General features: G+C 36.1%; 12 protein-coding genes and 2 pseudogenes. 9 read left to right on the top strand and 5 right to left on the bottom strand.

Translation table 11 applies throughout. The features are described 5' to 3' along the window. Positions 1-120: 120 nt before the first annotated feature. Entirely contained in the window at positions 121-606 is a 486-nt protein-coding gene (locus tag AB1471_RS14425; RefSeq protein WP_367780471.1) for a hypothetical protein, read from the bottom strand. A gap of 184 nt (positions 607-790) precedes the next feature. After that, positions 791-1,285, bottom strand: coding sequence for a hypothetical protein (locus AB1471_RS14420; RefSeq protein ID WP_367780470.1), 495 nt, complete (start codon positions 1,283-1,285; stop codon positions 791-793). 181 nt (positions 1,286-1,466) lie between these two features. Between AB1471_RS14420 and AB1471_RS14410 the strand changes: the two are divergent. Beyond that, positions 1,467-4,613 (top strand): annotated as a pseudogene (locus AB1471_RS14410) (DUF3427 domain-containing protein). On the opposite strand, the gene AB1471_RS14405 reads toward AB1471_RS14410, so the two are convergent. Together AB1471_RS14405 and AB1471_RS14400 are read right to left on the bottom strand one after the other, a co-directional pair. Further along, the gene (locus AB1471_RS14405) at positions 4,590-4,994 is read right to left on the bottom strand and encodes a (deoxy)nucleoside triphosphate pyrophosphohydrolase (RefSeq protein ID WP_367780468.1); all 405 of its coding nucleotides are present in this window, start codon (positions 4,992-4,994) and stop codon (positions 4,590-4,592) included. The pseudogene AB1471_RS14410 and the gene AB1471_RS14405 sit on opposite strands and share 24 nt — an antisense overlap. 129 nt (positions 4,995-5,123) lie before the next feature. Then, entirely contained in the window at positions 5,124-5,369 is a 246-nt protein-coding gene (locus tag AB1471_RS14400) for a GlsB/YeaQ/YmgE family stress response membrane protein (RefSeq protein ID WP_367780467.1), read from the bottom strand. Positions 5,370-5,887: 518 nt separating this feature from the next. On the opposite strand from AB1471_RS14400, the gene AB1471_RS14395 reads away from it, so the two are divergent. From AB1471_RS14395 to AB1471_RS14380, 4 genes are all read left to right on the top strand, one after another. Further along, the gene (locus AB1471_RS14395; RefSeq protein ID WP_367780466.1) at positions 5,888-6,772 is read left to right on the top strand and encodes a Cof-type HAD-IIB family hydrolase; all 885 of its coding nucleotides are present in this window, start codon (positions 5,888-5,890) and stop codon (positions 6,770-6,772) included. Between the two features lie 5 nt (positions 6,773-6,777). Further along, a complete protein-coding gene (locus AB1471_RS14390) occupies positions 6,778-7,413 on the top strand; it encodes a YczE/YyaS/YitT family protein (RefSeq protein ID WP_367780465.1) in 636 nt (211 codons plus the stop codon). Further along, positions 7,406-8,380 carry a LacI family DNA-binding transcriptional regulator gene (locus AB1471_RS14385; RefSeq protein WP_367780464.1) on the top strand — a complete coding sequence of 325 codons (975 nt, stop codon included), beginning with the start codon at positions 7,406-7,408 and terminating at the stop codon, positions 8,378-8,380. Before AB1471_RS14390 ends, AB1471_RS14385 begins: the two co-directional genes overlap by 8 nt. 233 nt (positions 8,381-8,613) lie before the next feature. Beyond that, positions 8,614-9,585: a LacI family DNA-binding transcriptional regulator gene (locus tag AB1471_RS14380; protein ID WP_367780463.1), complete on the top strand. Its 972-nt coding sequence runs from the start codon at positions 8,614-8,616 to the stop codon at positions 9,583-9,585. A gap of 70 nt (positions 9,586-9,655) precedes the next feature. On the opposite strand, the gene AB1471_RS14375 is transcribed toward AB1471_RS14380, so the two are convergent. Continuing rightward, a complete protein-coding gene (locus tag AB1471_RS14375) occupies positions 9,656-9,820 on the bottom strand; it encodes a GNAT family N-acetyltransferase (protein ID WP_367780473.1) in 165 nt (54 codons plus the stop codon). Between the two features lie 3 nt (positions 9,821-9,823). Here AB1471_RS14375 and AB1471_RS14370 point away from each other — a divergent pair. From AB1471_RS14370 to AB1471_RS14355, 4 genes and pseudogenes are all read left to right on the top strand, one after another. Further along, positions 9,824-10,159, top strand: a pseudogene (locus AB1471_RS14370) (NosD domain-containing protein); the annotation flags it as partial. 297 nt (positions 10,160-10,456) lie between these two features. Further along, positions 10,457-11,245: a right-handed parallel beta-helix repeat-containing protein gene (locus AB1471_RS14365; RefSeq protein WP_367780462.1), complete on the top strand. Its 789-nt coding sequence runs from the start codon at positions 10,457-10,459 to the stop codon at positions 11,243-11,245. 149 nt (positions 11,246-11,394) lie between these two features. Continuing rightward, a complete protein-coding gene (locus AB1471_RS14360; protein WP_367780461.1) occupies positions 11,395-11,640 on the top strand; it encodes a hypothetical protein in 246 nt (81 codons plus the stop codon). Positions 11,641-11,647: 7 nt separating this feature from the next. Then, a complete protein-coding gene (locus AB1471_RS14355) occupies positions 11,648-12,880 on the top strand; it encodes a right-handed parallel beta-helix repeat-containing protein (RefSeq protein ID WP_367780460.1) in 1,233 nt (410 codons plus the stop codon). Positions 12,881-12,894: the final 14 nt, after the last annotated feature.

Genomic DNA, 12,894 nt, shown 5'->3' with positions numbered 1-12,894 from the left:
ATACCCAACAAGTTGCCTAATGATATAACCTGTCTAACTTTTTGGGGTCACTTCAGTAAACGATTGTACAAGGCGGTCTTTGTTATTTCTATAAGAACGGTTCTTGATCCAACAGTCCAATCAATCAAGGTCACTTCCATTAGCGCCCTCAAAAACCATTCTACATACTTCACCATCTTCTATTTCGGTAGCTTTTACGGTCACTTTATTCACTTTTTTACCAACTAATATTGCAGGTAGGTGGTTACCATTACCAGGAAAAGGATCAGGATCGAATGTGATCGTTTTCGAAAGGTTTCCGTTTTTCGTTTCCATTGTCACTTCAGCGGTACAAGCGTCCGAAGTTAAATTCTCATCGAAATTGTTTGTCTCGAAGAAAAACGAAGCAAGAACAGGTTGAGATCCACCTTTGTTTTCATACACAGTATGTGATTGGTCCACTTCCGTTAAGTTTACTGGAATATTTAACCAATTTTCATTAGGCTGTTGATTGACTTTTACACCAAAGAATATGACGAAGAATAACCCAAGGAGTAAAAATCCACCTAGAAAAAAGAGAATTCCAATTTTTAACCAATTAATTTTTGAGCAATGAGAATTACTCAATTTTACACCCCCAAAAAAGAATTATTGGATTTAATAATGTATTCATATAGGGGGCTGATGTGAAAAATATCAGCTATTGTAGTTAAAAACGGTATAACCAGCCCAAAGCTAAGACCACCAAGTAAGCTATTGTACAAGGCGGTCTTTGTTATTTCTATAAGAATTGTTCGATCCAACAGTCCAATCAATCAAGGTCACTTCCATTAACTCCATTAAAAATCATTCTACATACTTTAAATTCACCATCTTCTATCTCGGTAGCTTTTACGGTCACTTTATTCACTTTTTTACCAACTAATATTGCAGGTAGATGCTTACCATTACCAAGCATGTCAGGACCAGGATCGAATGTGATTGTTTTCGAAAGGTTTCCGCTTTTCGTTTCCATTGTAACTTCAGCGGTACAAGCGTCAGAAGTTAAATCCGCATTGTTCGGGTTTGTCGCGAAGAAAAACGAAGCAAGAACAGGTTGAGATCCTCCTTTGTTTTCATACACAGTATGTGATTGATCCACTTCTGTAAAGTTAACAGGAATAAAATTCCAATCCTCATTAGGCTGTTGATTTACTTTTTCACCAAAAAATAGGACGAAGAATAACCCAAGGAGTAAAAATCCACCTAGAAAAAAGAGAATGCCAATTTTAAACCAATTAACTTTTGAGCAATGAGAATTACTCAATTTTACACCCCCCTTAAAAAAATATTGGATTTAATAATGTATTCATATAGGGGGATGGTGTGTTTAAATCAAAACCGAAATAATTGTCCGTAAAACGACAGTTTTTCGGCTAGAGATGATTTGTGTTATATCCTTTGTATATGCTAACATTTCACCAAAATGATTAGAGTAGGAGTGCCAAATGACTAAGACAGGAATTATGGAAGAGTTGCAACAATTACATAAGCAATACCCAGAAGGTCAGCAAGTACAATCTTTATCTCCTCACGAATACACTGAAGTATTAACTATGCATGCTTCACGATCGATTGGACAAAAATTCAAATCGTTGGCATCCTAAGATAAATATGAAGAAATCTTTAAGCTAACAGGTCAAATTCATAAATTACTTGGCAATGATAAAAAAGATTTATCAATGCCCTTATCGATGATTACCTATTCATATAATTTACCAGCCATCCCTCTAAAAGAAGACTTATACTTGTCTCGCGTGGACGTTTTACATAATGATCGTCAGTCGATAAAGAATTTCTTTAAGACTTTAAAACATGAGATGCTTACGGCTGATCAGATTGATTTTATGGTAAGTTTTGTTCGGATGTCAGGTGTTCAGTTGTTAACACAAGCATTGATCGAACTAGAAAAACGTCAGATTCCTATTCGAATTTTAACAACGACTTATCTTGGGATTACGGAGGCAAAAGCTCTCCGCCATCTTCTTCAATTTAAAAATGTAGAGGTAAAGGTACTTCCTGTAAAAAATGAATCATTCCATACCAAAGCTTATTTGTTTAAACGTCATACTGAATTGAATTCAGTGATCATAGGATCGTCCAATTTATCACATTCTGCCTTAATAAATGGTCATGAACTGAATGTGAAAATTCCAGATTCAGAACATTTACCCGCATATAAACAAACACAAGCATTTTTTAAAAATATGTGGCACGATGATAAAGCTATCATCCCTACGGAAGAATTCTTAGTTGAATACGAACAATTTACGTCATCTTTAAATAAGAAAAATCAAATGTTTGTTCAAGAAGAGAAGGCACCATATGCCACTTCAATTGAAATTACACCAAACGAAATGCAGAAAGAAGCACTTAAAAACCTTGCTTTGACGCGTAAGAATGGCAATACAAAAGGAGTTATTATCGCGGCGACAGGAACGGGTAAAACATTCTTATCTGCTTTTGATGTTTATGCTTTTAAACCTAAACGTTTATTGTTTATTGCACATCGTGAAGAATTATTGGATGGTGCGATTAAAACGTTTAATACTCTTTTCAAAGATGAAAGTTTGTTTGGGAAATTAGCTGGTACATCAAAAGAGTTTGATCGTCCATTTTTATTTAGTACAATCCAATCATTACATAAAGATCATGTTCTAGAACGTTTTGAGCGGGATGCTTTCGATTACATTATTATCGATGAATTTCATCATGCTGAAGCCGCGACCTATCTGAAGGTATTAAACTATTTTAACCAATCATTCTTGCTAGGATTAACCGCCACACCAGAACGGATGGATGGTAAAGATGTATTAGCCTTGTGTGATAACAATGTGGTATATGAAATCAGATTGAGAGATGCGCTTCAAGCTCAGCTTCTTGTACCCTTTCACTATTTTGGTGTTTCAGATACAACGACTGACTACACAGTAATTACTGTGCGCAATGGCACGTATGATGAGAAACAGTTAACGAAAGCTCTGTCAACACACCAGAGGGTTGAGTACATTATCGAAAAGGTAAAAACATATGGTTATGATGGCGACACACTGCATTGTCTAGGTTTTTGTGTATCAATTGAACATGCACAATTTATGAGCGAAGAATTTAATCTTAGAGGGTATAACACTACCTATTTAACAGGTGCAGATTCTGTAGAGTATCGTTCGAAAATTATTGCTCGTTTAGAAGATCCTAATGATCCACTGCAAATCATCTTTACGATCAATATTTTTAACGAAGGTGTAGACATTCCTAAAGTGAATTTATTATTGTTCTTGCGTCCAACGGAATCTTCCACAATATTTATTCAACAATTAGGTCGTGGTTTAAGGAGGATTACAGGAAAAGAATTTGTGACTGTATTAGATTTCATTGGAAATTACCAAAAGTCATTTGTTGTTCCGCTTGCCTTATCTGGACAAACAAATGCTAAAGGTTTCGATAAAGATTCACTAAGAATTTCAGTTCTTCACGGTTTTGCCGATGCTCCAGCAGGTTCATATATTGATTTAGATCCAGTCACTCAAAGAGAAGTTCTTGATCGAATTGACGCTATTCGTATGAATTCTAGTGAAATGCTTAAAAACCTATATCATCAATTTAAAAAAGAGATTGGGCGATCACCAGAAATTATGGACTTTTTATATTCTGACCAATCACCTAGCTTGACCTATTTCATCTATAAGTACAAATCATGGCTGAAAACGAAAAAAGCGATGAAAGATTTAAACGAACAAGAGGAAGCTTATATAAAGGATACGTTAAAAAGTGAAGTATTTGAAAGACTAGAACAGCAACTACCTTTGAAGTGGCCATATGAATTTGCGATACTAGATTTTGCTCGAACAAAACATACAGTTACAGTCGATGATGTAATTCATTATTTAGAGAAGAAATTCTCCATTAATCTATCTAGTGAGGGACATAGAACGATTATTGTCCGTGCCATGGACCGACTTTCTAAACCGTATAAAAAACAGACATTAAGATTTGGTTCTGTTGAGGATGAGATGTTTAATGTGGATTCCAAAATTATAGCTTTATATGAAGAAAAGGATGTTTCACAGTATTATGCAGATCGACTAGAGTACGGTTTGACTGAATTTAGAAGGTCTTATAAATTGAATCACGTATTAGAAGAAGAAAAGAAGTTAGAAATCTATCAAAATTATACTCGAAATGATTTAATATTTTTATTTGAAGCAAGCGCAAAAGAAGGAACATGGCGTGAGGGTGTTAGCAAAGTAGACAATCATTACTTGTTGTTTATTACCCTGAACAAATCAGAAAAAGTCGATGAACATCTTCTTTATAAAGACTATTTCGTTGATCCTAAGAACTTTCATTGGCAAAGTCAGAACCAGACATCTCATACTTCTTCGGTGGGTCAAGACTATATTAATCACAAAAAATGTGAGATCCATATACATTTATTTGTTAGAAAATTTACCGAGATGCATGGTATGACTCTACCATTTACGTATTTAGGTGAAATTGATTACCGGAAAAGTCATGGAGATAAGCCGATGAACATTATATGGGAGCTTCACCAGCCAATTCCAGAAGACTTATTTATTGATTTCATCCGATAATAGTTTATCGACCGCAGGAATATCAGCGGGTGCCCATTCTAACTCGTGTAGTAAGGAGGTGGGCACCCATTTTAATTCAGCGTGCTCTTTGGCTTTTGGTGTGCCGATTGCAATCTTAGATTTGTAGGTGTGCAGTTGAACAATGATTTTATCGTATTCGTATGTAGTATTCTCTACTTTGTTGAAAACTTCAATTTCACATCCAAGTTCTTCTTGAATCTCTCTTTTTAAAGCTTCTTCAGGTGCTTCATCTTGTTCAATTTTCCCGCCAGGAAACTCCCAATAGTTAGGTAATGACATTTCTGGAGAACGAAGCGCACATAAAATGTCCTTGTTTTCATTTTGAATAATGGCGCCAACTACATTCACTGTTTTTTTCATTATTTTTATAACTCCTTTGGCTTAATAGTGAGACACTCTACCAAAGAGCTTATCAGAAAACAGTATTATAAAGAAAGTAGAAAAAGCCATTACCTATTTGTAAGGGAATGGCTTGATTTCTTTACATACTTACCGCAGTGCTTTTAAGATGAAGCTGGCAATGAAGACTAGGATGATGGCGCCGATAAGTGCAGGAATGATTGCGATTCCTGCAATGATTGGACCGAAGTCACTAAGCAGCACTCCGCCCAACCAAGCGCCGATGATACCAGCTACAATATTTCCTAAAATCCCAGCTGGAATGTCTTTGCCTAAAATCACTCCTGCTAGCCAACCAATCAGTCCACCAACGATTAAATAAAAAATGAATCCCATCAAAATACCTCCTAGTGATGTATAGTTTACGTATTAGGGTGGCTTTGTCGGGATTTTTTATACATAAGAAGGTTTCCTTCATTTTAATCGCGCTGAACATGATACGTTCATCGCCATACATAAATACACTTTCCATGGAGAAACTTTAAAGGTCAGCTACACAGATGAAAGGTGATCACAGTTCAATTATGTAGGATGTGGTCATGATGTGTTAAAAATCGATGAATATCACAAAATAGAAAAAACCATACCACGACATTAACGATGATAATCGAAATTGATTTACCCACTCGTTTATTTCCAAGTCCCTCTTTTAATGTCTTTTCAGCATGAATCCAGCCTATAAAAACACGATACCGGTGACACTAATCAAACGTTTGTTTGAAGGGTCCACCTGCTTTGTAGTTAACAAATGCGATGATGAATCTTAATGAAAAACAAAGACTGTTTGACATGAAACGCGTACCATATTTTATAATGGCGATGCACTTTAAAATCCACGAAATGAGGTAAACAACATGAAAGTGGTCGCAATTGATTTAGATGGTACGCTTTTATCAGAGGACTTAACGATTCATGAAGAGAATGTAAGAGCTATAAGAGAAGCACAACAGCAAGGTAGTATTATTTCTATTGCAACAGGTAGGGCGCTGTTTGATGCTCAGAATATTATAGAGAAATATGGGTTGAATTGCCCGATCATTGCATCAAACGGGGCTCAAATCTATGTAGATAATAAAAAAATAGATGAACAATTCATGGATCCACATATCACTCAACCGATTATCCAGTGGCTGAACGAGGAGAATACGTATTATCAACCATATTTATCGGATAAAATTGTTGTATCAGATCGAGGAATACATCATCTGGAAGAAGAACTGCACGAAGTAGTAAAACAAGATCCTAGTTTTAACAAAGATCACTTTTGGGAATCCATTAAAGTTACAATCGAACAAAATGGTTTACAAGAAGTGAGAGGTACGATTCATCCTACAGATTATGATTCAATTGTTAAATTAATGGTCGTTTCTCCAGACACAAGTAAACTTAAACGCGCAAAGGAATATTTTAATCAACTTGGTGGCTGTGTCGTCTCTAGTTCAGGAGAATTTAATCTAGAAATTATGAGTGTAGGTGTAGATAAGGGGATAGGCTTACACAAACTTTGCGACTATTATGGAACGACGGTGAAGAATACGGTAGTGATCGGAGATAATCTAAATGATATGCCCATGTTCCATGTAGCGGGAATGGGAATAGCTATGGGAAATGCAGAAGAAGAGCTCATTAAGATAGCCACCTTTAAGACGTTATCAAATAATGAATGTGGTGTGGCGTACGCTTTTAACAAGTATATACAAGAGAATGAGATGGTCAGTAGCGGTCTCACGGGAAGGTAGTAAAAATGAACAACTTCTTTTTTCGATGTCTCATGTATTTAGCGGGGCTCTTTGTCTTATCCTTAGGGGTTGTTCTCACGATCAAATCGAATGTGGGAATCGCTCCATGGGATGCATTAAATGTTGCGTTATCAGAAAAAATTGGATTAACAATTGGATCGTGGGTCTTTATTGTTGGTGGAGTATTAATTTTTGTGAATAGTACAATTAAAAGGAGTGCCCCAAATGTAGCCGGTTTTATTCCTATTCTTATTATTGGCGTGTTTGTTGACCTTTTGAATTTAAAGCTTCTTAGCTTCGTGCAAGTGGATAGTTTGTGGATCAAGTGGTGTTTATTTTTTGGAGGGTTAAGTATATTGGCTTTTGGAATCACGATTTATTTACGAGCTTCCTTTCCATCTGTTCCTAATGATGAACTTATGCTAGCGATTACTGACCGTACAGGGTGGGGAATCAATATTACTAAAACGATCACAGAAGCGATCGCTTTTGTTCTTGCCATTGTGTTGAAAGGACCTGTTGGACTTGGAACCATTATCGTGGTACTGTGTCTTGGATTACTCGTAGGTGTTTTTGATCAGCTTTTGCATAAGGTAGGAATGCCACGTGCTTTAATAGTGAGGGGTAGTGTGAATGAGTAACATTACAGCGATAGCAAAAAGAGCGAAAGTCTCTCGAACGACGGTATCTAGAGTTCTCAATAATCACCCCTATGTCAATACTGAAAAACGAGAGGCTGTATTAAAGGTAATAGAAGAACTAAATTATGTCCCTAACTTAAATGCTATAAACTTATCCAGGGGAAGAACAAATGTATTTGGAGTAATTGTACCCAAAATTGGTCATCCTTTTTTTAGTAATCTAATAGAAGGAATTGGGAAAGCGTGCAATAAGCATAATTATAGTTTACTCGTCCATCAGTCTAATAACGATCCTAAAACAGAATTAGAGTTTTTTAACAAGTTGAAGTACAAGATGATTGATGGTCTTATTTTAGGATCCAGTGTGAGTCCCACCGGTGTGATTGACGAACTTTCGCATTTCGGGAAAATTGTTTCCTGCGAATACTCTGATAGCAGTAAAGTTGCCAAGGTGTTTGTTAATCATGAATCTGGTATTAAGATGGCAGTTGATCATTTGAAAGATCAAGGGCATCAAGAAATTGGTTTATGTATAGGAAACCCCAAAAGTGGTGTAGGGATAACGAGAAAGAAATCTTTTTTCAACCTTCAAAAGGAATATCGTTTAAGTTGGAGAGACGATTGGTATTTCGATAAACGATATACGATTGAGGATGGGGCTGAGGTGGCAAAAACAATTTTTGGGCAACCATCTCGCCCGACTGCAATGGTTGTGGGGAATGATCACGTAGCTACTGGAATGATCTATGAAGCAAAAAAACAGGGGGTAAAGATACCAGAAGAATTAGCAATCATCGGTTTTGATAACCAACCTATTTCTGAGGTAGTAGAGCTTACATCAATCAATCAACCGATTATAGAAATTGGTGAGACAGCAGCAAATCTATTGCATAGTATCATTCAGAATCAAACTGTGCCTTTCATTAACACAATAGAATTAGAACTAATTAAAAGAAAATCAACGTAAAAAACCACATGACATTATGTACTTCAGCTTTAGATAAAGTGCTCAAATTCCTTTTTATTACGAGCTTAAGCGATCGCTTTTCTTCTTGCTATTGTATTGAATGGGCGCCTGATGGTCTTAGAACGATTATCGTGGTACTGTGTCTTGGATTACTTGTAGGTTTTTTGATCAACTCTTGCATAAGCTAGAATGCCACATTCTCTTATGTTGAGGAATAGTGAGGGATCGTACGGATGAGTAATATTACACAGATAGCGAAAAGAGCGAAAGTCTCTCGAACAACTGTATCTAGAGTTCTTAATCATCATTCCTATGTCAATGCTGAAAAACGAGAGGCTGTATTAAAGGCAATAAAAGAACTAAATTATGTCCCTAACTTGAATGCGATAAACCTATCCAGAGGAAAGACAAATGTAATTGGTATTATCGTACACAAAATTAATCATCCTTATTTTAGTGATCTAATCGAAAGGATCGGGAAAGAGTTCGATAAGCATAATTATAGTTTGCTCGTACACCAGTCTAATAACGATCCGAAAAAAGAGTTAGAGTTCTTTAACATGTTGAAGTACAAGATGATTGATGGTCTTATTTTAGGGTCAAGTGTGAGTCCCACCAGTGTGATTGATGAACTTTCCTATTTTGGGAAAATTGTTTCCTGTGAATACTCTAAAAGTAATAAGATTGCCAAGGTGTATGCTAATCATGAATCTAGCATCAAGATGGCAGTTGATCACTTGAGAGATCAAGGACATCAAGAAATTGGTTTGTGTATAGGTAGTCCCCAAAGTGGTGTGGGGACAACGAGAAAAAAATCCTTTTTTAACCTTCAAAAGGAATATCATTTAAATTGGAGAGATGACTGGTATTTTGAGGAACGATATACGATTGAAGATGGAGTTGAGGTGGCAAAAGAAATTATTGGGCAACCATCTCGCCCGACTGCAATGGTTGTGGGAAGTGATCACGTAGCTACCGGAATAATCTATGAAGCAAAAAAACAGGGGATAAAGATACCGGAAGAATTAGCGATCATCGGTTTTGGCAACCAACCTATTTCTAAGATCGTAGAACTTACATCCATTAATCCGATGATAGAAGCTGGAGAGACAGCAGCAAACCTATTGTATAGTATGATTCAGAATCAAGATGTTCCTTTCAATAACACAATAGAATTAGAGCTGATTAAAAGAAAATCAACGTAAAAAACCACATGGATCATGTGGTTTTTAGCTTGTAGTCAAAGAGATAAGTGTAATCGATCCAAGTCCAATTTTACATGCATTCATAGTTAACTAATTCATGCTCAACTTTGAATACTGCTGCTTTATAAAGGTGGATTGCTTTTTCATTATCCAGTCCAACACATAGCGTAATCTCATTATTTTCACTAAAAGAAAAAAGATAGTACAACGCAGATTTTAGTAATTTTGTTCCGATTCCGTCATTTCAAGAAATGTCATTACGGGAAATAAGCGAGATGGTATTCGAGTGGGTGATTTTGCCCATGATAACACGATTAAAGGAAATAAGATTGTTGGCAATGAAGAGGAGGGCATTTTCTTCAACAACTCCGATGGTAACAAGATTCAAAGAAATAAGATTGATAAAAATGGCAAACAAGGTATTCTTTTAGACGTCGATTCTGATGATAATCAGTTCTTGTTTAATCGGATATTACGTAATGCAGACTTAGATATCCAAGATGATGGTACTAATAATGTCTTTGAAGGAAATAAGTGTGGAACATCGTTTCCCGCTACTATCTGTATGGATTGATGTAATGACGAGAGAGCTATAAGGCTCTCTTTCTCTTTATCTTCTTAGCCAATAGTAATAAAGCTGATTTCTTTCAGAAAGTATCTTAATGTATATGTGTTTTCCTCGTTTTGTTAGTAGGTTCTTTTTTCGGAACATAAGTATGTGTTCTCCCATAAAGTATAAGTGTGAATACAAAAATGACGCAAAAATATTTAACAAGAGTGGCTCTTAAAAGATACAAAGTATCACTGAAAACACAGTTACAGTTTAGAAGCCTTATATGACAGTTCTTCTCGAGTGTAGGGAGGTGGAGGATTGAAAACATCAAAAAACAAGGGTTTAGTGACGGCTATACTTCTTACTTTTGTTGGGGTACTTTTCTTAGGTATCGTCACTGTATTAGTGTTTCTTTTTTTTAACGAAAAAACAATAGTTGTACCTGATGATGCTGATACGATTCAAGAGGCAGTAAATGGCGCCAATCCAGGAGATATCATAGTAGTAAAAGCCAGTGGTGGTCCTTATGAGGGCGTCACCATTAATACAGAGGACATCAAACTGATTGGGATAGGGAAAAAGAAACCCGTACTAGATGGTAATAATGTGGATCCTAATGGTATAACTATTATGAATACTTCTGGCGTGCGGGTGAAGAATTTTATTATCCAAAATTTTACTATTACTGGTATTAGCGTATCTAATTCAGATGGCAATATGGTTAAAGGGAATATTTGTAATGGTAGTATTGACGGAATTTTTGTAGGCGATTCAAATAGCAACATGATTATAGGGAATACTTGTAGTGATAATTCTATTGGTATTGAATTAGACAATTCGGATACAAATTTGGTTCAAGGGAATACTGTTAATGGGAATAGTAATGGTATTGTATTGCAAGACGATTCAGGTAACAACACAATTAAAGGGAATACAGCTAATGATAATGATCTTGATGGTATAACCTTATCTGCAAATTCTAACGACAATGATGTGCTCTTTAATCGTGCGTTCGGTAATATGGGTGACGATATTAGCAATTTCGGTGTCAACAATTTCAAAGGGAATAAATGTGATAATAGTAACCAATTCGGTATTTGTAATTGATCAAGCGGAGCATCCTTTGGGGTGCTTTTTATTTTGAAGAGCATTCCTGTTAGTGGATCCTATTAAAAAACATAACTAGGTGTCGTCAGTCATAAGGTATAAGGTGAGTTAGATGATCAGTAAAAATAACCAAAAAGAGGTGGAAAACCGTGAGTGAAGTAAAATCTTGTTGTGCATGTGAAGGAGTGGGCACGGCTCTTTGTTGGGCTGCCTTATCGAACGCTATTATTATCGCTACAGCATTGATCGTATTAGGTTTCGGAGAAATATGGTTTGCTGTGGTTGTCATCCCCGCGATTATCGTCCTTATTATAGGGATTATATTTGCAGTCATTACCCTATTTCTTATTGCTAAGTTTGTGTTCAAATGCTTGAAAGATGAAAAGTGTCACTGAAGAAGGATTGAAAACGTCAAAAAACAAGGGTTTAGTGACGGCTATCCTTCTCACGTTTGTTGGGGTACTTTTCGTAGGTGTCGTCATCGTGGTAGGGATCCTTTTCTTTAACGAAAAAATACTCATGGTGTCGACGGATGAATTTCCTACGATTTCATCCGCAGTCATAGCAGCCGATCCAGGAGATATTATCTTAGTAAAAGCAAAAGAAGATGGGACTCCTTATGAGGAAAACGTCGTCATTGATAAAGAAAATATCAAACTGATTGGGATAGGGAAAGAGAAGCCTGTACTAGATGGGACAGCTGCGTTAGGTCCTGATGGTATAACTATTAATAATCCTGGCGTGTTGGTAAATAATTTTATTGTTAAAAACTTTACTAATAATGGTATTCTCGTAGACAGTTCAGATGGCAACATGATCAAAGGGAATAACGTTAATGAGAATAATGCCCGGGGTATTACCTTAGACGGTTCAGATAGCAACATGATCAAAGGGAATAACGTTAATCAGAATGGTACCCGGGGTATTCTCCTCTTAAACGGTGCAGATAGCAACATGATCAAAGGAAATAACGTTAATGAGAATGTTCAACGAGGTATTTTCTTAGACGACGATTCAGATAGCAATATAATCAAAGGGAATAACGTTAATCAGAATGGTCAACGAGGTATTACTTTAGACATTTCAGATAGCAACATGATTATAGGGAATAAGGTTAATGAGAATGGTAGACGGGGTATTCACCTAAACATTTCAGCTAACAACACGGTCATAGGGAATAAGGTTAATGAGAATGGTACTCTTGGTATTTTCTTATCCAGCTCAGATAACAATATGTTTAAAGGAAATAAGGTTAATGAGAATGTGAGTGATGGTATTTTATTATCAAATTCAACTAGCAACATGATGAAAGGGAATAACATTAATGGTAATAGTGGTCAGGGTATAGAATTTCGCAATTCAACTAGCAACCTCATTAAAGGGAATACCGTTAATAATAATGTTGATAATGGTATTTTCTTAGACGGTTCAGATAAAAACTTCATTAAAGGGAATAGAGCTAATGGTAATGGTGACGACGGTATTTTATTAAATGAATTTTCTAGCGACAATGATGTTTTCTTCAATCGTGCGTTCGATAATACGTTCGATATCGTAGATCAACTTCTTAGCAACAACAACAATTTCAAAGGAAATAAATGTGGCACTAGTGTCCCAACCGATATTTGTGATTGATCACTCTTATCATC

The organism is Jeotgalibacillus marinus (genome assembly GCF_040801915.1).
GTDB lineage: Bacteria > Bacillota > Bacilli > Bacillales > Jeotgalibacillaceae > Jeotgalibacillus > Jeotgalibacillus marinus.
This window is presented reverse-complemented; position numbering and strand designations above follow the sequence as displayed.